Raw genomic sequence first — 20,738 nt, 5'->3', positions numbered from 1 at the left:
GACGACATCCACGTTAAGGGAGGGTGAGTTCCCGATTCTAGCCCGAACCCGGCACCCGGTTGGAAGCCCCTGCGGCCCACCGGTGGCGGGCGTCGCTGGCGGCTTTCCCGCATAATTCCTTTCTGACTTCGTGGAAGCTGCCGTGGACGATCGCCAATTGCTGGCCAAACTCGCTGCCGGTCGCCTGTCCGGCGACGCCCTGGCCCGTGAGCTGGGTCAGACCCGGGCGGCCATTTGGAAGCGTATTCAAGGACTTAGGGCCGCCGGTGTGGACATCGAGGGCCGCGCTGGCGAGGGCTATGGCCTGACCCGCCCGGTCGACCTGCTGGACCCGGCGGCGATCCGCGCCGGCCTGCCCGCCGACGTCCAGGCCCTGCTGCACGACCTGCAGGTGGCCTGGACAGTGGACTCCACCAACGCAGAATTGCTGCGTTGCAGCGCGCCCCTGCGCGGGGTGAGCGTCCTGCTGGCCGAACGCCAGACCGGCGGCCGCGGCCGTCGCGGCCGTACGTGGGCGTCGCCGCTGGCCGCGCATATCTACCTGTCGGTGCTGCGCCTGTTCTCCGGCGGCCTCGGCCGCCTGGCCGGGCTGAGCCTGGTGGCCGGCATCGCCGTGGCCGAAGCGCTGCACGACCTGGGCTACACCCAGGCGCAGCTGAAGTGGCCGAATGACCTGATCGTTGATGGCAAGCGCAAGCTGGTCGGCCTGCTCGCAGAAGGCGGTGGCGAATACGCCGGCCCGGCGCGCGCGGTGATCGGCATCGGCATCAACACGCACATGCCGCCGTCGTTCGCCGAGCAGATCACCCAGCCGTGGGTGGATCTGGACACGCTGGCTGGCAAGCCGGTGGACCGCAATGGGGTCGTTGCGGCCGTGTTGACGCGCCTGCTGCCGGCGCTGGAAGAGTTCGATCGCGAAGGTCTCGCTCCGTTCCTGCCGCGCTACGCCGCGTTCGACATGCTGGCCGGCCGCGAAGTACGGGTGGAACTGGAAGGGCAGTGGCAGCATGGCACCGCGCTCGGCCTGGCCGATGACGGCGCACTGCGCGTGCGCATCGATGGCCAGGAGCGCCTGCTGCACGCCGGCGAAGTCAGCGTGAGGGCGGCATGAGCGATTGGTTGTTCGACCTCGGCAACTCGCGCTTCAAGTTCGCGCCGTTGCAGGGTGACCGTGCCGGCGACGTGCAGGCCTGGGCGCATGGCGCCGAAGGCATGGCCGGGCAGCCGCCGCACAGTCTGCCCAGCGGCCGCACCGCGTTCGTGGCCAGCGTGGCCGCACCATCGCTGACCAGCGCCATGCTGGACCAGCTGCAGCGTCGCTTCGAGCACGTGCACGTGGTGCGCACCAGCGCCGAATGCGCCGGTGTGCGCATTGCCTATGCCAAGCCGGAGAAGTTCGGCGTCGACCGCTTCCTGGCCCTGCTGGCCGCGGCCAAGGCGCAGCGCCCCGTGCTGGTGGTCGGTGTGGGCACCGCACTGACGATTGATCTGCTCGACGCCAATGGCCAGCACCACGGTGGCCGCATTTCCGCATCGCCCACCACCATGCGCGAAGCACTGCACGCCCGTGCCGTACAGCTGCCGGCTACCGGTGGTGACTACAGCGAGTTCGCCAACGACACCGCCGATGCGCTGGCTTCCGGTTGCGATGGTGCGGCGGTGGCACTGATCGAACGCAGCGCACAGCAGGCGCATGCACTGCTGGGTGTTGCGCCCTCGCTGCTGGTGCATGGTGGCGGCGCACCGGCGCTGATGCCATTGCTGCCCGGCGCCGATTACCACCTCTCGCTGGTGCTGGATGGCCTCGCCCGCTGGGCGGTGCACCAGCCCGCAGGCTAGTATCCGCGCATGCTGACCCGTGCCCTGATCGTTGTACTGGCCATCCTCAATCTTGGCGTCGCCTGCTGGTGGCTGCTGCGCGATGCGCCGCAGAAGCCCGCGCCTGTGCCGCAACCGGCTGGCGTGGCCGAGTTGCGCTGGGTGCCGGGTGGTGTTGATGCGGCTGAGGCCGCCGATGCCACTGCTGCCGCACCTGCTGCGCCGCTGATGGATCGCGAACCGGCCGAGAAGACGGCTGTGGCTCCCACGCCGGCGCCCGCCGCCCCGGCCAGGCCGGAGATTGCCAAGCCGCAGGTGGCTGAGGCTACGCCGGTTGCTGCCGCTGCCAAGCCCGTAACACCGCCTGCACCCGTACCGGCACCGGAAAAACCCGCAACCCGGCCCGTGGCTGCCGAACCGGCGCGCTGCGTGGCGTTGGGCCCGTTCGCCGACCGCGCGGCCGCGACCAGTGCACAGGGCAAGGCCGGCAGCGTCATGAGTCAGGTACGCCTGCGCGAACAGCCCGCTGCCAGTGGCAGCGCCCGTTTCCGGGTGATGCTGCCGGCCGCCGCCAACCGCGAAGAAGCCCAGGCCACGGTGAAGCGCATCGTCGCCGCCGGCCTGAGCGACTACTACATCATCAGCCAGGGCGAGGACATCAACGCCGTGGCGCTGGGCCAGTACCGCAACCGCGAAGGCGCCGAGCGACGCATGGCCGCCGTGCAGGCCGCCGGCTTCCAGCCGCGCCTGGTGGCCAGCGGCGACGCCGGCCAATGGTGGCTGGAAGGGCAGCTGGCCGCGGGTACGCAGCCGGCCCAGGCCCAGCAGCGCAGCGGCGCGGCACAGAGCCGGTCGCTGGAATGCGCAAGGTTGCGCTAGAATCATCGGACCGCGGCGCTGCCGCGGGTGAACCACCCAAGCCGCTTTAGCTCAGTTGGTAGAGCAACTGTCTTGTAAACAGTAGGTCATCCGTTCGATTCGGATAAGCGGCACCATCTTCGATCTCGTGGCATTCGCGCATGTCCATGGAGAACAATCAACCCGCTGCAATGGCGGGTTTTTTTGTGCGCTGCTGTTCTGGACAGAACGGCAGCCTGCAGGCGCGTTCAACGTGATGTCGCGAGACTGCTTTTGAGTTGACTACAACGTTGGAGCAGACGTTCGCCGGATTGCTCCTTGAGTTGAATGCTGCCATCAGCGAGAAGGGGATAGGTCTCGAGACGAACGCGATAGGCCGCTTGTGAAGACAGCTGCACTGCATCGTCGTCTGTGCCGATGGCGGCTCCAGGCAGCGAATCTTCTCGAACAACGCCATTTACCTGAAGCTGTGCGCAGATGCCGGCGTAGTAGGCGATGCGTTCATCAAGCGCCTGAGGGTGTCTTGTGGCATGACCTAGCGCATGAAATGTCTCGTGTGCGACCAGATCGACAAGGTTCGCAACCGTCCGTCCACGATCGTCATGTATCGAAGCCGCAAGTGCCAATGTCTTCCCGCCCGAAAACGATCCCAAAGTACGCGACTGTATCGTCGCCGCGGTATTCGTTGGCGCGAGAAGGATCCGGTATCTGTTCGCCTTTGCTTCTATCCATGATTCGGAGAATTTCGCTGCTGCATCAATGCGCTTGCAGGTATCTGCAACGTCAACCTGTGATCCCGCAGTCATCATGAGCACGATCTCGTGCTGAGTGTGCGTGCACTGAATCGATTCCAGGGGAGGCAAGCTTCTGCGCCCTGGAACAATGGACAGGGACCGGAAGTAGCGGAATGGACCGAGAGGCGTGGACACCAGCTCGGTGTAGCCATCCGGAGGGATGGCTTGTGGCAATCCAATTGTTGTGGCGCAGCCTGCCAGGATGGAGGCGGTGAATGCGGCGAGTACGACTCCTTTCATCGCTTCTCCCAAAGGTGCGGGTGCTCAAGGTGCAGCCACATCTCCCGTTGTTTACTACATCTCCATGCATACGTGCGGCGGCGGGTGGTTGACGCAATCCCGTCCTTCGAACTCCCGGTAGTCTGGCGCGAACAGGTTCAATCAAACCGGATGATGCGGATCAACCCTCTTGTCGACGATCCGTCTCCGAAGGCGGCCAATGTGCCACAGGGGAACGCCTCCTTCGCACCGTCGTAGTTGATGAATGAGATCGTGCAGATTGTCCGCGTGCCGGGATGGATTCGGGTGATGGCTCTGTCATTCAAGACGAAGCTATACCACATGAGTTCAGGACTCATGGAACGCGCCATGGGGCGTGCGGTGGACGCGATCATCTCGGCAACAGCGCGGCCACGCGAATCCACTTCGTCCAGCCGCAGCTCAACGAGAACAGGTTTCAGGTTTGGATAAGGTGTGCTCATTCCAGAAGCGGGCCTGCTCGATTCGATAGCCACGGCAGTGACGTTTTGAACCTGTGCAACGGGGATCTCAATGTTCTGCATTATTGAACCCTACCCACCTGCAACGCCACATACTCCGCCAGCCCCGGCAGGCCAGCATCAGCCCTTCGCGCGTGCCATCGCCGATATCGTCTTTCTCTTCCCCGTCTACGCGCACACGCTCAGCGGCGTGATACAGCTCCAGCAGCGACACCAGGCCAACCGCAGCGCGATCCCTACGTGCGGCGGCCACGGCGTCGCCAGGTGTGCCTGCCGGCCCCTGCCATGGTTGTCCATCGGCGCCGTCACCGGCCTGGATGCGCTGCAGGCAGCCGGGCAGGTTGATCGGCGCAGGGGCCTCGTTGGCGGCAGCGAAAGCGGCCTCCAATGGCTGCGCCAGTTCGGGCGGCAGGCGCAGGGCAGCCTCGCCCAGGGTCGCGGTCAGGTACGGGTGATGGGCCTTGGGTATGCGGGCATCCTCGTCGGGAACAGAGGTGCCACCCGAAGAGGGTGGCGGGCGATGCGTGGCTTCCAAGACCGGAAATCGATGAGCCGGTGGGCACGGGGCCCCCACGCACCGCCCGCCGTCGATCGGTGAACGGATTGCCAGCCGGCGCCGCTATGGGAAGACGGCGCCGGCTGGCAAGCGTATACAGCTTCGATTAAACGGGCTTGGAAGTCCCGGCCACCCTTGCAGGTGGCGATTCATCATGCGCACGTGAAATCACCGCCTGCCAGTCGTTTGTTTCGATGGCATCGGGTGATCTGAAAGGAAAAATGAATTATCGCGTTTGGCCCGTTTCGAGCATCGTAATGCCAGAAGCGACATTTCGCGCGGGGCTGCAACCAACGATGAATCCTGGTGCGTCATTGCTGTCGCACGGCCTTTCATGGCCCAGGAAGTAAAGCTGGCTTAACTTCCCCGGCAGGGCTTCCAGAACACCCTACCAGACATGAATCCCCACGCGCGCTACCCGGAAATTGATATTCCTCACGGACGGCCCGCAGCGCTGAACCGCATACTGCCGCCACACGCCCATCCTGGGCCCCTTCGGGATCCGCACATGCGTCGCCATGCCCTGTTGCTCACCGTCGCACTTTTGTCCACCACCTTCGTGGCCCCGGCCATGGCTGCGGTACCGTTCTTCAACGCCAGCTGCCCAGGCGGCATCGACGTGCACGCCGACGAAGGCGGTCCGGTCTACGTGCAGGGCCCCGAGGCCACGGTGAAACGCTTCAACGACCGCTATTCCGAAGCGCGCGATGCCAACAGCGGCATCACGCTGTCGATCAGCAGCAACGAGGACGGCACGCCGCAGATCAGCTATACCGGCCGAGGCGGCGCCAATGGCATCTGCCAGGTCAGTGCCAGTGGAACGCCCGCACCGTCTGAACATCGCGACCACCGTCGCCACGATGACGACAACGACGCGGCGCTGCCGCGCGAAGTCACCTGCGAATCCACCGGCCAGCAGCAGGTGTCGTGCGACATGGATACCCGCGGCAACGTGGAAATCGTGCGCCAGCTCAGCCACACCCGCTGTGAAGAAGGCAAGAACTGGGGCCTGTCGCGGCATTCGGTGTGGGTGAATGGTGGCTGCCGTGCGGTCTTCCGCAACGTGTCCAAGGCGGCCAACAGCGCGCCGGCGGGGGATACCGCGCTGGGTTCCTGCAATATGCGCAAGGGTGCGCAAGGCACGCTGGTGACTCAGCTACCGGTGGGCAGCGATTATCAGGAGTTGATCATCGATTATCCCGATGGCCGCTTCCTGTGCATGATGCGCAACAACGGCCAGGTGCAGAGCGTGACGCCTGTTCGCCACCGCGGAAGCTGAGCGCGCAGCGGGCTGGGGCAGGCTTCAGCCGCAGGACCTATACAGCAACACCCACGCCAGCATCAGGGCGAACATACCAACGAAGGTCAGGCCGAACCATAGCGCCGCCACCTTCACGTTGCCGATCAACGCCGTCGCCACACGGGGCAGCTCGCTTTTCAGAATCGGGTGTTCGGCGTGTGCTTTGCGCAGACGCTGCCAACCCAACCCGAGGAATACCAGGGTCGAGAACGGCACCAGCAGTAGCGTCGCCTGCATCAGCCAGCGGTTCGGCGACGCATCGATCGAGCTGCTCAACAGAACCGCAAAAGCGGCAATGGGCAGCGCGCCCATGAAGAAGCGTGGCCATGCGGTATTGATGAAGGGCGACATCGCAATCTTCCATGAAGGACGGTCGGGTCCGCGCGGCATCATGCCATGCCAATGCCCTGCTGCACCGCCGCGAGTGGTGTCACACAGCTCTGGCTAGACTGTGCTTCTTTTTCCCCCGCAGGAGGCACCCATGGCCCATCCCATCTCCGTATCCCTGATTGGCGTTCCCACCGATGTCGGTGCGGGCCATCGCGGTGCCCGGCTGGGGCCGGAAGCGCTGCGCGTGGCGGGCCTGCCGGAGGCGCTGGAAGCGCGCGGCGTGGACGTGCGCGACCTGGGCAATCTGGATGGCCCGCGCAACCCGTGGACCACGCCGGTGGAAGGCTACCGCCACCTGGACGAAGTGGTGGCATGGAACCACGCACTGATGGAAGCCAGCTACGCCGAACTGCAGGCCGGGCGCATGCCGATCATGCTCGGCGGCGACCATTGCCTGGGCATCGGTTCGATCACTGCGGTGGCGCGCTGGTGCCGCGAGCAGGGCAAGACCCTGCGCGTGCTGTGGCTGGATGCGCATTCCGATTTCAACACCAGCGATGTCACCCCGTCGGGCAACATCCACGGCATGCCGGTGGCCTGCCTGTGCGGCCTCGGCCCGAAGGCGCTGACCCACCTCGGCGGCAGCGCACCGGCGATCACCCCGTCGCAGATGCACCAGATCGGTATCCGCTCGGTGGACCCGGACGAGAAGCGCCTGATCAAGACCCACAAGGTCGATGTGTACGACATGCGCTACATCGACGAGAACGGCATGAAGCGCGCGGTGGAAGCGGCGCTGGCCGGTATCGACGAGAACACCCACCTGCATGTCAGCTTCGATGTGGACTTCCTCGACCCCAGCATCGCACCGGGCGTGGGCACCACCGTGCCGGGCGGGGTGAACTACCGTGAGGCGCAGCTGGTGATGGAAATGATCGCCGACACCGGGCGCATGGGGTCGCTGGACATCGTTGAGCTCAACCCCTTGCTGGACAAGCAGAATGCCACCGCTGAACTGGCCGTGGACCTGGTGGAAAGCCTGTTCGGCAAGTCCACCCTGATGCGCGACTGACCGCCCCTGCTGAACGGATTGCCGAACCGTTCACGCCCGCTCCACGCCCCTGCCGCCAGATTGCACTTCACGCGGCGGCAGTGGGCATTGGTGCCCTCCCGCCGAGCGAAAGAATCCCATCCGCGAATGAAGCGGTATAGCGGCGAACCCAAGGAGAAGCCCATGAAGCGCGTAGTTGCCCTGATGCTGTTGTCGATGTTCTCGGTGGCCCTGCTGGCCGGTTGCAACACCGTGGCCGGTGCTGGCAAGGACGTGCAGAAGGCCGGTGAAAAGGTTGAGGACGCCGCCAAGGGCAAGTAAGCCCGGCGCGGAACGGAAAGAGAAAGGGCCGGGGACATCCCCGGCCTTTTTTTGTGCGTGCTTTTCACTACATGCTGTCGAAGCGTAGTGAACCATTCAAGCAGGTGAGCATTGTTTTCATGGTCGGTTGACCGGCACCCAACAGCCGCTGCGCGAAGCTGGAGCCACGGTAAGAACGCCGTTGCAGCCAAGGATTCCCAGCAATGAACAAAGACATCATTTCCGGCAAGTGGTCGCAGCTGAAGGGCAAGGCCCAGGCCAAGTGGGGCGATCTGACCAACGACGATTTCGATGTGGCCGAGGGCAATGCCGAGTATCTGGCCGGTCGCCTGCAGGAACGATATGGCTGGGCCAAGGACCGCGCCGAGAAGGAAGTCCGTGACTTCCAAGATGCGGTGAGCAAGGACTACCCGGACTACAAGTAAGCGCGACCAAGCGCGACAGTTTCCCCCACAGCACAACGTCCGCACCGAGAGGTTGCGGGCGTTGTGTTGTCTGCGCTCAGCGCGCGGGCGGGTCGGGCACGTAGCGGTTCGGGAACGCCTGCGGCTCGCGCGGCAGGCGCGAGGGCGAATCCACCAGGATGCCGCGTGCGCGCAGGTTGCGGGCGCTGTCGTAGCGCAGCTGCAGGACCTGCGCCGGCCTGCGGCTGGCGCGTTCGAAGTCGGTATCGCGTACCGACGACTGTTCGCGTGCGCCGTGGCCGGTGCCCAGCGCAGGGGCCTGCGACTTGCTGGCATAGCCCTCGATGCGGCTGGCGCTGGCGTCGGCCGCCGCTTCGGCCGTCGGAGCCGGTGCTGGCAGGCTACGGCGCAGGATCGGATCCGGACGCCAGCGGCGCGCTTCCTCGAACACGGCCACGCCCACCACGCCAATGTTGTCCGGGCGGCCGGTGCGGCTGGCATAGCTGCCGCTGGGGCTGCTGAACACGAACTGCGCCACTTCGTCCTGGCTCTTGCGCCAGCCGGTGATGTCGGCGCGCTGGCCGGGGTTGAGCACGTAGCCGGTCTGCGAGGGATCGGCATCCTCGCCGGAGATGGCGTTGACGCCGTCCACCGACAGCACCACCAGCACCCGGCGCGGGCTGTCGTTGTACAGGCGCACGGCGTAGCGGTGGCCGCGCTCGCCGGCCACCCAGCGCTGGCCCTCGGCGGGGTAGCTGCGCAGTTCGGTGCCGCGGTCGCGGTCGACCAGGGCCATGCGCACGGGGCCGCCCTCGTATACCGGCGGCGGTGGCGGGGCCGGGCGGAAGCCGGCCAGGGGCAGGATCAGCAGCAGGGGCAGCAGGCGTTTCATCGGGCGTCTCCAGCGGGGTTGCGTGAATGAACGCGCCACGGGCCCTGACGGGGTTGGCCGTCGGCACGGTAAACTGGCCCCGTTCATCGAAGGTTTCCCCACGCAGTCATGACGACCCGAGTCCTTACCGGCATCACCCCCTCCGGCACGCCCCACCTGGGCAACTACGTTGGCGCGATCCGTCCGGCCATCGCGGCCAGCCGCGCGCCGGGGATCGAGAGCTTCTTCTTCCTGGCCGACCTGCACAGCCTGATCAAGTCGCAGGACCCGCAGCGCACCCAGCGCGCGACCCTGGAGATCGCGGCCAGCTGGCTGGCCTGCGGCCTGGACCCGGAACACGTGTGGTTCTACCGCCAGAGTGACATCCGCGAGACCACCGAGCTGATGTGGTTCCTGACCGCCATCGCCAGCAAGGGCATCCTCAACCGCGCGCACGCCTACAAGGCGGCGGTGGACAAGAACCGCGAGGAAGGCGTGGACGAGGATGCAGGCGTCAGTGCCGGCCTGTTCATGTATCCGGTGCTGATGGCCGCCGACATCCTGATCTTCAAGGCCAACCAGGTACCGGTGGGCCGTGACCAGATCCAGCACATCGAGATGGCGCGCGATTTCGCCCAGCGCTTCAACCACGTGTACGGCAAGGAGTATTTCCCGCTGCCGGACGTGGTGATCGACGAGCAGGTGGCGACGCTGGCCGGCCTGGATGGCCGCAAGATGAGCAAGAGCTACCACAACACCATTCCGCTGTTCGTGCCGCGCGAGGAGCTGAAGAAGCTGGTGTTCTCGATCCTGACCGATTCGCGCGCACCGGGCGAGCCGAAGGACACCGAAGGCTCGGCACTGTTCCAGATGTACCAGGCCTTCGCCACCCCGGAACAGACCGCCGAATTCGCCAAGGCGTTCGCTGCCGGCATCAGCTGGGGTGATGCCAAGCAGCAGCTGTTCGAGCGCATCGACAGCGAGCTGTCGCCGCTGCGCGAGCGCTACAACGCGCTGATGGCCGAGCCGGAGAAAATCGAAGCGTTGCTCAAGCGCCGTGGCCAGCAGCTGCGCGAGCGGCTGGCGGCACCGCTGCTGGAAGAGCTGCGCCATGCCGTGGGTCTGCGTGACCTGTCCAGCGCCGGCGACATCGCCAGCGAGGATGCCGGCGTGGCCCGCGTGGCACCGCCGCTGTTCAAGCAGTACCGCGAGAAGGACGGCCGCTTCTACTTCAAGCTGACCGCCGGTGACGGCACGCTGCTGATCCAGAGCGAAGGCTTCGATTCGCCGCGTGATGCCGGCCAGCTGATCGCGGTGATCAAGCAGGCCGAGCAGGGCGACCAGCTGCAGAGCGAACTGTTCAAGCTGGAAGCCGAAGTGGACGCCGTGCTGGCCGCGCTGGCCGTGCTGCGCGAAGGGACCTGATCGCCGGGCCTGCCTGCCCTTTGTAGAGTCGAGCCATGCTCGACTTTGCTCCGCCTCTGTAGAGCCGAGCCCATGCTCGGCTGGGCTGCAAAGCAGCCGAGCATGGGCTCGGCTCTACAGGGAAGCACTCCGCCGGCACGACCGTGGCACAGCGCCCGTGGCATGATGTCCGCGCGCCTCCGGCGCGATGACATGGAGTCTGCGATGGCCTGGTTGTCGCTGCTGCTGTTCCTGCCCTGGTTCCTGCTGCTGGGCAGCCTGTACTGGCTGTTCCCGCGCCAGCCGCGTACCCCGCGGCGGCGCCTGTTCGACAGCACCACCCTGGTGCTGGCCTTCGCCCTGAGCATCGTGTCGATGCTGTGGGGCTACCGCATCGGCGTGGTGCAGCCCGGCGCCGGACCCATCTGGCCACAGGTGCTGGCGGTGCTGTATGCCTACGGCGCGTTCCTGGCGGTGCTGGTGCTGGCATTGATGTTGCGGCCGCGATGGCTGGACCGGTAGCCCCGCTTTTGTAGAGTCGAGCCATGCTCGACTTCGCGTGTCTCTGTAGAGCCGAGCCTATGCTCGGCTGATGCCTGACAGAATGGCAGCCGAGCGTGGGCTCGGCTCTACAGAAGAGCGCCCTCCGACCAAAGCCGCATCGAACCCGGGCCGCCTGCGCGCCTACCATGGTGTCTGTTCCCGATCCTGCCAGGTGCGTGCCGATGACCGCCGACCCCAGCATCCACACCATCGATACCGGCTTCCAGCGTCCCGACTTCGACGCGGCCTATCTGATCGTTGAGAACGGCCGTGCCGCGTTCGTCGACTGCGGCACCGGCCTTTCCGTGCCGGCCATGCTGCAGGCGCTGGCCGACGCCGGCCTGGGCGTGGACGCGGTGGACTGGCTGCTGCTCACGCACGTGCACCTGGACCACGCTGGGGGTGCGGGCCTGCTGATGCAGCAGCTGCCGAATGCAAAGGCGGTGCTGCACCCGCGTGGTGCGCCGCACATGATCGACCCGACCCGGCTGATTGCGGGTGCCACGGCGGTATACGGCGCCGAGGAAATCGCCCGCAGCTATGGCCGCATCGAACCGATTCCCGCCCAGCGCGTAGTGGTCGCTGAAGATGGCCACCGCATCGACCTGGCTGGCCGCGAGCTGGTACTGCTGCACACGCCGGGCCACGCGCTGCACCACTACTGCGTGTGGGATGCGCGCAGCCGCAGCTGGTTCACCGGCGATACCTTCGGCATCTCCTACCGCGAGCTGGACAGCACGCAAGGTGCCTTCATCTTCCCGACGTCGTCGCCGGTACAGTTCGACCCGGAAGCGATGAAAGCCTCGATCCGGCGCATGCTGGGCTACGGCCCGCAGGCGATGTACCTGACCCACTACGGTCGTGTGGAACAGGTGGAGAAACTGGCCGACGACCTGTTCGAGCAGATCGATGCGATGGCCGCCATCGGCCGCCAGTGCGATGGCCGGCCGGACCGTCACCGCTGCCTGCTGGCTGCACTGCAGGCGCTGTACCTGGAACGTGCACAGCTGCATGGCTGTGCGCTGGACGATGCGGCGGTGACTGCGGTGCTGGCGATGGACATCGAACTCAATGCGCAGGGCCTGGCCTGCTGGCTGGATCGCATCAGCAGGTAGATCCACGCCATGCGCGGGTGACGCCGCCCCAAGCCGCGCCGTGATGTCACGACCACGTTACACTCTGGTGACTTCCAAGCTAGCCGTGGTACTGCCGTGAATCCGATGCGCGTGTTGCTGCTGTCGTCCTGCCTGTTCGTCGGTGGCCTGGCCCATGCGGCCAATGACCTTCCCGGTGGCGGCATCGATCCGCAGGCACTGTCGCGCCACGTGCGTGTGCTGGCGTCGGATGAATTCGAGGGCCGCGCGCCGGCGACCGAAGGCGAAGAACGCACGGTGCAGTACCTGATCGAGCAGTTCCGCAGCTATGGCCTGCAGCCGGGTGGTGTGGATGGCAGCTGGGTGCAGCCGGTGCCGCTGGTGCGCGCGCAGCTTGATGGGCCGGCCAAGGCCAGCCTGTCGCTGAAGCAGGGCAAGCGCGCGCTGGCCAACGGCGTGGACGTGACCCTGCAGAGCCTGCAGCCGCGCAAGCGCGTGCAGATCAAGAACGCGCCGCTGGTGTTCGTCGGTTACGGCATCGACGCGCCGGAACGCCAGTGGAATGACTACAAGGACGTGGACCTGCACGGCAAGATCGCCGTCATGCTGATCAATGACGCGGATTTCGAAGCCGATGCGCCGGGCGCGTTCGACGGCAAGGCAGTGACCTACTACGGCCGCTGGACCTACAAGTTCGAGGAAGCCGCACGCCGTGGCGCCGAGGGCGTGCTGATCGTGCACGAGACTGCGCCGGCTGCCTATGGTTGGGCCACGGTGAAGAGCTCGGGCACCTCGCCGCTGTTCGACATCGAGCGCAGCCAGGCTGAAGCCATGGCGCAGCACACACCGCTGCGCGGCTGGATGCAGCGCGAGCTGGCTGAGGCGATCTTCGCCGACGCGGGCCTGGACTTCGACGCCGAGAAGCGCAAGGCGATGCGCGCCGACTTCCGTCCGGTGGCGCTGGATAACGCGAAGCTGAGCGTGGACTTCGCACTCAAGCGCGAGCAGGTGGTGACCCGCAACGTGGTGGCCAAGCTGCCCGGCGGCGAGCATGGCGACGAGGCGGTGATCTTCTCCGCGCACTGGGATGCGTTCGGTATCGGCCAGGCCGATGCCAAGGGCGATCGCATCCGCCGTGGTGCGATCGACAACGCCACTGGCGTGGCCACGGTGCTGGAACTGGGCCGCGTGTTCGCCGCCGGCCCGCAGCCGCAGCGCACGCTGTACTTCGTGGCACTGACCGCTGAAGAGAAGGGCCTGCTGGGCGCCAGCTACTACGCCACGCATCCGCTGGCGCCGCTGGACAAGACCGCCGCAGTGCTGAACATCGAAATGTTCAGCCCGGATGGCCCGACCCGTGACATCGCTTCGTGGGGCAAGGGCCGGGTGTCGCTGGAAGGCGATCTGGAACGCGTGGCCAAGGCCCGCGGCCGCAGCTACAGCCCGGACCCGAACCTGGAAGCGGGCTTCTTCTACCGCGCCGACCACTTCGCCTTTGCGCGCCTGGGCGTGCCGGCGATCACCATCGGCCCCGGTCTGGACAAGCTGGACGGCGGCGTAGAAGCGGGCCGCGCGCTGCGCGAGAAGTACTTCGCCGACTGCTACCACCAGGCCTGCGATGCCTGGACCCCGAGCTGGGACCCGAGCGGCCATGCCGCCGACACCCTGCTGGTCTATGACCTGGGCGCCGAGCTGGCCAACAGCCGCCGCTGGCCGACGTGGGAAAAGGAATCGGAGTTCCGCGGCGCACGCGACAAGAGCGAAGCCGCCCGCCGCTGAGGTAGTGCCGGCCGCTGGCCGGCAACCTCGTGAACCTTCGGAAAGAATGTGGAGTTGCCGGCCAGCGGCCGGCACGATCGCGCGCTCGTCAGCGCCGGCGCAACAGCGTCCATGCGCCCCAGCCACTGGCAGCGAGCGCGGCCAGATAGCACGCCACCATCGTACGCAGGCCCACCGGCGACCCCGCATTGATGCCGCGATGCAGGCGCAGCTGCAGCGAGCTGTGGCCGCTGCCCAGGTCCACCGCCAGCTGCAGCGCCAGCGCGCCGCAGAACACCAGCAGGGCGATCCCGAATCCGATGCGTGGCCACGCGGCCTGCGCGTTGGGACGGCGCAGCAGCCAGGCCAGTGCCGTGGCTGCGGCCAGCGTCGCCGCGATCCACATCAGTGGCGTGGCGGGAGACGCAGCGGCCACCGGCAGTGCACCGGTGGCCGCAATTACGGCAACGCGCTTACTTGCGGGTGCCGTCGAGCCAGTTCGGGCCCTTGTTGGTAAGGAAGAACACATAGACCACCAACGATACCGCGATCGTGGCGGTTACGTAGATAGCGAACCAGTCGACATGGCCGGTCTTCAGCGCGCCCTGGTACAGCAGCGGGGCGGTGCCACCGAACAGCGAGTTGGCCAGCGCGTAACCCAGGCCCACGCCCAGTGCACGCACGTGGGTGGGGAACAGCTCGGCCTTCACCACCGCGTTGATCGAGGTGTAGCCGGTGAGGATGACGAAGGCCATGGCCAGGGTCAGGAAGGCCAGGGTGGCGTCATGCTGGTGCGGCAGCTGGGTGATCAGGTACCAGCTGTACAGCACACCGCCCACACCGAAGAACACCAGCAGGGTCTTGCGGCCGATGATGTCCGACAGCCAGCCGCCGACCGGCTGCAGCACCATCAGGAACGCCAGCACGCCCAGGTTGATCAGGGTGCCGGTCATCGGGTCGTTGCCGGCGAAGGCGCTCTGGATCATCTTCGGGCCGTTCACCGAGTAGGTGTAGAAGGCCACGGTGCCACCGGCGGTGATCAGGAAGCACAGCAGCAGCGGCCGCCACTGGTGCACGAACAGCTCGTACATCGAACCGGACTTCTGTGCCTTGCCTTCGCGCGCGGCTTCGATGGACGACTCCGACAGCGACTCGTCCATGCCCCGCCGCAGCCAGAACACCACCACCGCGGCGATGCCACCGATGCCGAAGGCGATGCGCCAGCCCCACTCGGAGATCTCCGGCTTGCCCCAGAAGGTCAGCATCAGCAGCAGGGTCAGCTGGGCCAGCACATGGCCGCCAACCAGGGTGACGTAGTGGAAGGAGGACAGGAAACCGCGTCGGCCGGGAATGGCCGCCTCGGACATGTAGGTGGCGCTGGCGCCGTACTCGCCACCGGTGGCGAAGCCCTGCAGCAGGCGCGCGAACAGCAGGATGACCGCGGCCCAGATACCGATGCTGGCGGCGGTGGGGGTGATGGCGATGAGGAACGAGCACAGCGCCATCAGCGTGACCGAGACCGTCAGCGCCAGGCGGCGGCCGTGACGGTCGGCGAAGCGGCCGAAGAACCAGGCACCGATCGGGCGCATCAAGAAGGTCGCGGCGAAGATCGCCCACACGTACAGGGTGGAGTTCTTGTCGTCCGGCGAGAAGAACTGCGATTCGAAGTACACGGCGAACACCGAGTACACGTAGACGTCATACCACTCCACCAGGTTGCCGGCGGAGCCTTTGAGGGTGTTGGAGATCGACCGCCGCAGGGCAGCGCGGTCGTTTGCGGGTACGGCAGGTTGGGACGTGGTGCTCATCTGGGTGGGAATCCTCGATGCGGCGCGTCCGTGCGCAGGGAAAACGGCGCCCAGCCTTGGGGCGGCGCGGCCGGGCAGCCCTCTTGGTACTGCATCGGCCGTCAACACGGGGTAGCAGACCAGAGCAGGGTGCATGGATGGATGACAGCGTGCCACCGTCCGGGGTGCCGGACCATACTCAAAACGTCCTAGAATCCGCCTTCCCCCGGCTCCCTGGTGTGTCATGTCGGCTCCCCCTTCTTCGTCTGCGGCTGCCCCCCGGGGTGGCCTTGTCGCGCTGGCATTGCTGCTGGTCTACGTGGTCTGGGGCTCGACCTATCTGGGCATCGCCAAGGCCCTGCACGGCGGCGCGCTGCCGCTGACGATGGTCTCCGGCAGCCGGTTCATCATTGCCGGTGGCCTGATGTTCCTGGCCTTGCGCCTGTTCTGGACGATGCCGAACCCGACCCTGCGGCAGTGGCGCAACCTGGTGGTGATGGGCGTGACCATGCTGGTGCTGGGCAACGGCATGGTGGTGCTGGCCGAGCGTGAGGTGTCTTCGGGACTGGCCGCCACCGCAGTGGCCTCGGTGCCGCTGTGGATGGCGCTGTTCTCGGCGCTGCGTGGCCAACATGCCAGCAAGGGTGAATGGCTGGGCATCGCGGTCGGCTTTGTCGGCGTGGTCTGGCTCAATGCCGGCAGCAGCCTGACCGCCTCGCCAACCGGGCTGGTGCTGCTGCTGATTGCACCGATTGGCTGGGCGTTCGGTTCGGTGTGGTCACGTGGCCTGGACCTGCCGGGCCCGTTCATGACCGCTGCCGGGCAGATGATCTGCGGCGGCGTGCTGCTGGTGCTGATCGGCCTGGCCGTGGGCGAACGCCCCACCACGCTGCCCGATATCGGTGGCCTGCTGGCGATGGCCTACCTGTGCGTGTTCGGTTCCATCGTCGCGTTCACCGCCTACGTATGGCTGCTGCAGAACGTGCGCCCGGCGCTGGCGGGCAGCTATGCGTACGTCAATCCGGTGATTGCCGTGCTGCTGGGCGCTGCATTGAATGGTGAACGCTTTGGATGGCGGGACTTCCTCGCCATGGCGGTGATTCTTCTGGGTGTGGTGGTGCTGACAATGGCAAGGACACGAAAGAAATGAGCATGGACGAGAAAGAACAACGCCGGGGCCTGCTGGTCACTGCGTCCACCTTCGTGATCTGGGGGTTGGTGCCGGTGTACTGGCACCTGCTCAACGAGGTCCCCTCGTTCCAGATCATCGCCCACCGCATCATCTGGAGCACCGTGCTGGTGCTGGGCTGGCTGCTGCTCAGTTCGCGCCTGGGCTGGTGGCAGAAGATCGCCGCACAGCCGCGCGCGCTGCCGATCCTGCTGGTGTCGAGCCTGACCATCGCGTTCAACTGGGGCCTGTACATCTGGGCGGTCAACGCCGGCCATGTGATCGAAACCAGCCTGGGTTACTTCATCAACCCGCTGGTGAACGTGCTGCTGGGCGTGCTGGTACTGAAGGAGCGCCTGCGCCGCCTGCAGTGGGTGGCGGTGGCGATGGCGGCGGTGGGTGTGGCCTGGCTGACCATCGATGCGGGCACGCCACCGTGGATCGCGTTGGGCCTGGCCTGTTCGTTCGGCCTGTACGGCCTGCTGCGCAAGCTGGTTTCGGTCGATCCGGTGGCCGGGCTGGGCGTGGAGAGCATGTACCTGTTCCTGCCGGCGCTGGCGTTCGCGATCTGGGCCGAGAACGGCCATGGCGGCGCGTTCTTCCATGGCTGGGGCTGGCACAACGACCTGCTGCTGATCTTTGGCGGTGCGGTGACGGCCGTGCCGCTGATCGGCTTCGCTTACGGCGTGAAGCGCATTCCGCTGTCGCTGGTCGGCATCCTGCAGTACATCGCGCCGAGCCTGCAGCTGCTGCTGGGCGTGTTCTTCTTCCACGAAGCGTTCGATACCGCCAAGGCGATCGGCTTCGCGGCGATCTGGGCCGGCCTGGTGCTGTTCGTCGGCGACAACATCCGCACGATGCGCAAGCGTTAGCGGCGCCGGGAGCCGGCCCCGCTTTCCGCAAAAAAGAGCGGCGCCCCGAGGGGCGCCGCTCTGCTTCCATCCACCGCCAGGAGAGAGAGATGGCGGTGGCGGGAACGCGGTTGCAGGCTTAGAAGCGCTGCTGGTACTTCATGTACATGAAACGACCGATGTCGAAGCCACCGTAGTAGGTGAAGCTGCTGTTCGGCTGGCTGTACATGATCGGACCCTGGTGGTCGAAGACGTTGTTCACGCCCAGCGACACGGTGCCGTCCCACGGCAGGCTGTAACGCACCTGCAGGTCGTGGAAGGTGTTGGAGCCCACCTTGCGGCTCGGCTGCGCATCGGTGTACGGCGAAACGAAGCCGGCCATGTTGCAGTTCGGGCCACCGGCCAGGTCATACGAGCAGGCTTCCTTCATGCCCGAGTAGTAGCGGGCGGTCCAGCCGATGCCCAGATCGCCGTACTGCCAATCCAGGTTGAAGGTCGAACGCACGCGGAAGTTGCCCTGCCAGCCGGTCTTCTGCTCCACCGGCGTGGTAGCGGCGCTGTCGTTGCGCTGCTCCAGGTAGTCGGTGTAGGTGGTGTTCCAGTTGATGGCGAACTTGCCGTACGCGGTTTCCGGCAGGCGGTAACGCACGCCGATGTCATAGCCGGCGGTTTCGCGATAGCCAGCGTTGACCAGCGAACGATCCAGCGCCGAGACCTGGCCACGGGTGGCCGCAGCGGTGGAACGGGTGAAGCGACCGCAGGCCGAATCCACGCCCTGCACGTAGCACTGGTTGAGGATGTCGGTGGCCGACTCGCCGACGATGGCGTTGTTGATGCGGATCTTCCACCAGTCCAGGCTGACGTCCAGGCCCTGCACGAATTCCGGGCTGTAGACCAGGCCGACGGTCCAGGTCTTGGCGGTTTCCGGCTTCAGTTCCGGGTTGGAACCCGAGTTGAAATCGGAGGTGGCCTGCTGGCCCGGGCGGTTGGCAAGGTTGCCGTCCGCGCCGGTCTGCTGACGGAAGTTGGCGGGCACATTCAGCGCCTTGCAGCGTGCTGCCACCGTCGGGCTGCTGGCGGCGATGCCGAACTTCGTATCGCACGGATCGGTGAACGAGTCGCGGCTGGACACGGCGCCGCCGTAGAGATCGTCCACGGTGGGTGCACGGAAGCCGGTACCGTAGGTCGCGCGCACCAGCAGGCTGTCGATCGGCTTCCACTTCAGGCCGAACTTGCTGTTGGTGGTCGAACCGAAGGTGTTGTAGTCGGTGTAACGACCGGCCAGGTCCAGCGACAGTTCACGCGCGAACGGCATGTCGGCCAGCAGCGGCACCTGCATTTCCAGGTAGACCTCGTTGAGCGAGTAATCGCCACGGGTCGGCTGGCCGGTGGTGCCGGCGATCTGGCCCTTCTGCACCATCAGGTCCGGGGTGTAGCTGGCCTCTTCGCTGCGGTGCTCGAAGCCCATCGCACCCATGATGTCACCGGCCGGCAGAGTGAACAGCGAGCCGGAGATGTTGGCGCTGGCCACCTTGGTGGTGCTCTTCATCTTGTCCACGAAGCGGGTGAACAGGTAGTCCTGCACGTCCTGGTTGCCCAGCGAGCCCGGGCCCGCATAGCCCATCGGCGCGGCCGGGTTCCACGGCACGCAGCCGGCGATCACCGCACCCGGAGTGCCGCAGCGTGCCACGGTGCCATCCATGAAGGACGGGCCGACCGCCAGGTCGACGTGCGGCTGGTACATGCTGCCGGTACCGATGCGCTCGCCTTCATTGCGGTTGTACATGTAGCTGACGTTCCAGTCCCAGTAACGCGAACCGGTTTCGAAGCTGCCTTCAAGGCCGATGCTGGCGCGCTTGGTGTCCAGGTTGTTCTCGGTGCCGCGCGGCAGTTCTTCAGTGCGGTGCGAGAACAGGACGTCCTGGCCCCACTTGTTGAAGGTGCTGTCCTTGGACAGGGCAGCACGGGTGCCATTGCGGGCCTGTGCGGCCGATACCGAGTACGGGTAGCCGGCCAGGTGCTTGGTCGACTCGCGCTTGCTGTACAGCGCGTCGGCCACGATGCGCAGGTTGTCGGTGATCGAGAAACCACCGTTGGCGAACACCGAGGTGCGCTCCAGACCGCTCAGCAGGCTCATGTTGGTCTTGGCGTTGGCACCATCAGCCGGGTCCGGGGTGTGGAAGTTGCCAGCTTGGCTCGGATCACCGCCCGGGCCCACGGTCAGCGGCTTGCCGCCGACGGTGACGGTGCCCCACTGGGTGGTCGGGCTCAGCGCGTCGACGTCATCGGCGTGGCGTGGGCCACCCGGGTAACGGCTGAACTCGCGCTCGCTGCCGAGGATCTCGTCTTCCTTGGTGCGCTCGGCGCCGACGCTGAACCAGCCGCGGTCGAAGGTCTTGCCGAAGGTGGCGCTGTAGGAGCGCTTCTGACCGTCGCCTTCACCGTACTGGCCGACGTAGACGCTGGCTTCGCCACCGTCGAAGTTCTTGCGGGTGATGATGTTGACCACACCGGCGATGGCGTCCGAGCCGTACAGCGCGGATGCGCCGTCGGTCAGCACTTCCACGCGCTCGACGATGGCGGACGGAATCGAAGCCAGGTCGGAGTAGCCACCAGCGCTGACGCCCATGCGGCGGCCGTCGATCAGCACCAGGCTGCGTTCCGGGCCGAGGTTGCGCAGGCTGACGTACGTGCCGCCGAAGTCGCGCGAAGAACTCAGCGACGACGAGCGGCTCAGGCTCGGAGCACCGGCGGCGGTGACGTCCTGCAGGATGTCGGCGACGTTGATGTAGCCCTTCTTCTCGATCTCGGCGCGGCTGAGCGCGACGACCGGCTGTGCGGTCTCGACGCTGGCCTGGCGGATGCGCGAGCCGGTGATCTCGATGCGGTCGAGGTTGGTCGGGGTATCGCCGGCGCTCTGTGCGAAGGCGGGGGTGGTGCAGCTGGCGGCCAGCGCGATGACGATCGCGTTGCGCAGCGGAGTGGTTTTCAGGGACATCCGTGACATCTCGTGTTTCAGGAAAACAAGCGTCCGTTCTGTGGGCGCGTGGGGTGCTGCAAACCAACGTGGGGGCCGGGATTCTAGAGTGTTTCCATTCGTAACTGTTTGTC

General features: G+C 66.1%; 20 protein-coding genes, 1 tRNA gene and 1 pseudogene. 14 read left to right on the top strand and 8 right to left on the bottom strand.

What is annotated here, in order from left to right:
- Positions 1 to 142: 142 nt before the first annotated feature.
- The 4 genes from birA to AC5QAH_RS17350 all read left to right on the top strand — a co-directional run bounded on the left by birA (position 143) and on the right by AC5QAH_RS17350 (position 2,813).
- Positions 143 to 1,111, top strand: a complete 969-nt coding sequence (gene birA, locus AC5QAH_RS17365) for a bifunctional biotin--[acetyl-CoA-carboxylase] ligase/biotin operon repressor BirA (protein ID WP_049454336.1) — start codon at positions 143 to 145, stop codon at positions 1,109 to 1,111.
- A complete protein-coding gene (locus tag AC5QAH_RS17360) occupies positions 1,108 to 1,839 on the top strand; it encodes a type III pantothenate kinase (RefSeq protein ID WP_495232466.1) in 732 nt (243 codons plus the stop codon). The genes birA and AC5QAH_RS17360 overlap by 4 nt, the downstream gene beginning before the upstream one ends.
- A 9-nt stretch (positions 1,840 to 1,848) precedes the next feature.
- A complete protein-coding gene (locus tag AC5QAH_RS17355) occupies positions 1,849 to 2,697 on the top strand; it encodes an SPOR domain-containing protein (protein WP_049454340.1) in 849 nt (282 codons plus the stop codon).
- 40 nt (positions 2,698 to 2,737) lie between these two features.
- Positions 2,738 to 2,813: transfer RNA gene (locus AC5QAH_RS17350), tRNA-Thr, on the top strand.
- Between the two features lie 111 nt (positions 2,814 to 2,924).
- On the opposite strand, the gene AC5QAH_RS17345 is transcribed toward AC5QAH_RS17350, so the two are convergent.
- From AC5QAH_RS17345 to AC5QAH_RS17335, 3 genes and pseudogenes are all read right to left on the bottom strand, one after another.
- A complete protein-coding gene (locus AC5QAH_RS17345) occupies positions 2,925 to 3,710 on the bottom strand; it encodes a hypothetical protein (protein WP_152906415.1) in 786 nt (261 codons plus the stop codon).
- Between the two features lie 137 nt (positions 3,711 to 3,847).
- On the bottom strand, positions 3,848 to 4,252 hold the full coding sequence (locus AC5QAH_RS17340; protein ID WP_239682761.1) for a hypothetical protein: 405 nt from the start codon (positions 4,250 to 4,252) through the stop codon (positions 3,848 to 3,850).
- Positions 4,252 to 4,658, bottom strand: a pseudogene (locus AC5QAH_RS17335) (hypothetical protein). The gene AC5QAH_RS17340 and the pseudogene AC5QAH_RS17335 overlap by 1 nt, the downstream one beginning before the upstream one ends.
- A 595-nt stretch (positions 4,659 to 5,253) precedes the next feature.
- Here AC5QAH_RS17335 and AC5QAH_RS17330 point away from each other — a divergent pair.
- Positions 5,254 to 6,024 carry a DUF3011 domain-containing protein gene (locus AC5QAH_RS17330; protein WP_495232465.1) on the top strand — a complete coding sequence of 257 codons (771 nt, stop codon included), beginning with the start codon at positions 5,254 to 5,256 and terminating at the stop codon, positions 6,022 to 6,024.
- Between the two features lie 24 nt (positions 6,025 to 6,048).
- On the opposite strand, the gene AC5QAH_RS17325 is transcribed toward AC5QAH_RS17330, so the two are convergent.
- Positions 6,049 to 6,396 carry a hypothetical protein gene (locus tag AC5QAH_RS17325; RefSeq protein ID WP_010486978.1) on the bottom strand — a complete coding sequence of 116 codons (348 nt, stop codon included), beginning with the start codon at positions 6,394 to 6,396 and terminating at the stop codon, positions 6,049 to 6,051.
- 130 nt (positions 6,397 to 6,526) lie between these two features.
- Between AC5QAH_RS17325 and rocF the strand changes: the two genes are divergently transcribed.
- The 3 genes from rocF (at position 6,527) to AC5QAH_RS17310 (ending at position 8,172) form a co-directional block, all read left to right on the top strand.
- Positions 6,527 to 7,447, top strand: a complete 921-nt coding sequence (rocF, locus tag AC5QAH_RS17320) for an arginase (RefSeq protein ID WP_010486976.1) — start codon at positions 6,527 to 6,529, stop codon at positions 7,445 to 7,447.
- Between the two features lie 162 nt (positions 7,448 to 7,609).
- Positions 7,610 to 7,747, top strand: a complete 138-nt coding sequence (locus AC5QAH_RS17315) for an entericidin A/B family lipoprotein (RefSeq protein ID WP_014035659.1) — start codon at positions 7,610 to 7,612, stop codon at positions 7,745 to 7,747.
- 203 nt (positions 7,748 to 7,950) lie between these two features.
- Positions 7,951 to 8,172: a CsbD family protein gene (locus tag AC5QAH_RS17310; RefSeq protein ID WP_010486972.1), complete on the top strand. Its 222-nt coding sequence runs from the start codon at positions 7,951 to 7,953 to the stop codon at positions 8,170 to 8,172.
- 76 nt (positions 8,173 to 8,248) lie between these two features.
- Here the strand turns inward: AC5QAH_RS17310 and AC5QAH_RS17305 are convergent, their stop codons facing one another.
- Positions 8,249 to 9,043 carry a hypothetical protein gene (locus tag AC5QAH_RS17305; RefSeq protein WP_010486971.1) on the bottom strand — a complete coding sequence of 265 codons (795 nt, stop codon included), beginning with the start codon at positions 9,041 to 9,043 and terminating at the stop codon, positions 8,249 to 8,251.
- A 108-nt stretch (positions 9,044 to 9,151) separates the two neighbouring features.
- Between AC5QAH_RS17305 and AC5QAH_RS17300 the strand changes: the two genes are divergently transcribed.
- From AC5QAH_RS17300 to AC5QAH_RS17285, 4 genes are all read left to right on the top strand, one after another.
- Positions 9,152 to 10,447 carry a tryptophan--tRNA ligase gene (locus AC5QAH_RS17300; protein WP_049454344.1) on the top strand — a complete coding sequence of 432 codons (1,296 nt, stop codon included), beginning with the start codon at positions 9,152 to 9,154 and terminating at the stop codon, positions 10,445 to 10,447.
- Positions 10,448 to 10,651: 204 nt separating this feature from the next.
- The gene (locus tag AC5QAH_RS17295) at positions 10,652 to 10,948 is read left to right on the top strand and encodes a hypothetical protein (protein WP_049409948.1); all 297 of its coding nucleotides are present in this window, start codon (positions 10,652 to 10,654) and stop codon (positions 10,946 to 10,948) included.
- Positions 10,949 to 11,151: 203 nt separating this feature from the next.
- Positions 11,152 to 12,084 carry an MBL fold metallo-hydrolase gene (locus AC5QAH_RS17290; RefSeq protein ID WP_049454345.1) on the top strand — a complete coding sequence of 311 codons (933 nt, stop codon included), beginning with the start codon at positions 11,152 to 11,154 and terminating at the stop codon, positions 12,082 to 12,084.
- 105 nt (positions 12,085 to 12,189) lie between these two features.
- The gene (locus tag AC5QAH_RS17285; RefSeq protein WP_049454347.1) at positions 12,190 to 13,842 is read left to right on the top strand and encodes a M28 family metallopeptidase; all 1,653 of its coding nucleotides are present in this window, start codon (positions 12,190 to 12,192) and stop codon (positions 13,840 to 13,842) included.
- 88 nt (positions 13,843 to 13,930) lie between these two features.
- Here AC5QAH_RS17285 and AC5QAH_RS17280 read toward each other — a convergent pair whose 3' ends face one another.
- Entirely contained in the window at positions 13,931 to 14,227 is a 297-nt protein-coding gene (locus AC5QAH_RS17280) for a hypothetical protein (protein ID WP_010486965.1), read from the bottom strand.
- A gap of 67 nt (positions 14,228 to 14,294) precedes the next feature.
- A complete protein-coding gene (locus AC5QAH_RS17275; RefSeq protein WP_049454350.1) occupies positions 14,295 to 15,629 on the bottom strand; it encodes an MFS transporter in 1,335 nt (444 codons plus the stop codon).
- A 223-nt stretch (positions 15,630 to 15,852) separates the two neighbouring features.
- On the opposite strand from AC5QAH_RS17275, the gene yedA reads away from it, so the two are divergent.
- Positions 15,853 to 16,758, top strand: coding sequence for a drug/metabolite exporter YedA (gene yedA, locus AC5QAH_RS17270; RefSeq protein ID WP_049454352.1), 906 nt, complete (start codon positions 15,853 to 15,855; stop codon positions 16,756 to 16,758).
- On the top strand, positions 16,755 to 17,648 hold the full coding sequence (rarD, locus tag AC5QAH_RS17265; protein WP_010486962.1) for an EamA family transporter RarD: 894 nt from the start codon (positions 16,755 to 16,757) through the stop codon (positions 17,646 to 17,648). The genes yedA and rarD overlap by 4 nt, the downstream gene beginning before the upstream one ends.
- A 118-nt stretch (positions 17,649 to 17,766) precedes the next feature.
- Here the strand turns inward: rarD and AC5QAH_RS17260 are convergent, their stop codons facing one another.
- Positions 17,767 to 20,625 carry a TonB-dependent receptor plug domain-containing protein gene (locus tag AC5QAH_RS17260; protein WP_241874416.1) on the bottom strand — a complete coding sequence of 953 codons (2,859 nt, stop codon included), beginning with the start codon at positions 20,623 to 20,625 and terminating at the stop codon, positions 17,767 to 17,769.
- Between the last annotated feature and the right edge of the window lie 113 nt (positions 20,626 to 20,738).

The organism is Stenotrophomonas sp. YJH_SMC_43 (assembly GCF_059372535.1).
This window is presented reverse-complemented; position numbering and strand designations above follow the sequence as displayed.

Coding starts and splice junctions, on each gene's coding strand:
- AC5QAH_RS17360 (WP_495232466.1), top strand. CDS start 1,108: ATGAGCGATTGGTTGTTCGACCTCGGCAACTCGCGCTTCAAGTTCGCG.
- AC5QAH_RS17355 (WP_049454340.1), top strand. CDS start 1,849: ATGCTGACCCGTGCCCTGATCGTTGTACTGGCCATCCTCAATCTTGGC.
- AC5QAH_RS17345 (WP_152906415.1), bottom strand. CDS start 3,710: ATGAAAGGAGTCGTACTCGCCGCATTCACCGCCTCCATCCTGGCAGGC.
- AC5QAH_RS17340 (WP_239682761.1), bottom strand. CDS start 4,252: ATGCAGAACATTGAGATCCCCGTTGCACAGGTTCAAAACGTCACTGCC.
- AC5QAH_RS17330 (WP_495232465.1), top strand. CDS start 5,254: ATGCGTCGCCATGCCCTGTTGCTCACCGTCGCACTTTTGTCCACCACC.
- AC5QAH_RS17325 (WP_010486978.1), bottom strand. CDS start 6,396: ATGTCGCCCTTCATCAATACCGCATGGCCACGCTTCTTCATGGGCGCG.
- rocF (WP_010486976.1), top strand. CDS start 6,527: ATGGCCCATCCCATCTCCGTATCCCTGATTGGCGTTCCCACCGATGTC.
- AC5QAH_RS17315 (WP_014035659.1), top strand. CDS start 7,610: ATGAAGCGCGTAGTTGCCCTGATGCTGTTGTCGATGTTCTCGGTGGCC.
- AC5QAH_RS17310 (WP_010486972.1), top strand. CDS start 7,951: ATGAACAAAGACATCATTTCCGGCAAGTGGTCGCAGCTGAAGGGCAAG.
- AC5QAH_RS17305 (WP_010486971.1), bottom strand. CDS start 9,043: ATGAAACGCCTGCTGCCCCTGCTGCTGATCCTGCCCCTGGCCGGCTTC.
- AC5QAH_RS17300 (WP_049454344.1), top strand. CDS start 9,152: ATGACGACCCGAGTCCTTACCGGCATCACCCCCTCCGGCACGCCCCAC.
- AC5QAH_RS17295 (WP_049409948.1), top strand. CDS start 10,652: ATGGCCTGGTTGTCGCTGCTGCTGTTCCTGCCCTGGTTCCTGCTGCTG.
- AC5QAH_RS17290 (WP_049454345.1), top strand. CDS start 11,152: ATGACCGCCGACCCCAGCATCCACACCATCGATACCGGCTTCCAGCGT.
- AC5QAH_RS17285 (WP_049454347.1), top strand. CDS start 12,190: ATGCGCGTGTTGCTGCTGTCGTCCTGCCTGTTCGTCGGTGGCCTGGCC.
- AC5QAH_RS17280 (WP_010486965.1), bottom strand. CDS start 14,227: ATGTGGATCGCGGCGACGCTGGCCGCAGCCACGGCACTGGCCTGGCTG.
- AC5QAH_RS17275 (WP_049454350.1), bottom strand. CDS start 15,629: ATGAGCACCACGTCCCAACCTGCCGTACCCGCAAACGACCGCGCTGCC.
- yedA (WP_049454352.1), top strand. CDS start 15,853: ATGTCGGCTCCCCCTTCTTCGTCTGCGGCTGCCCCCCGGGGTGGCCTT.
- rarD (WP_010486962.1), top strand. CDS start 16,755: ATGAGCATGGACGAGAAAGAACAACGCCGGGGCCTGCTGGTCACTGCG.
- AC5QAH_RS17260 (WP_241874416.1), bottom strand. CDS start 20,625: ATGTCCCTGAAAACCACTCCGCTGCGCAACGCGATCGTCATCGCGCTG.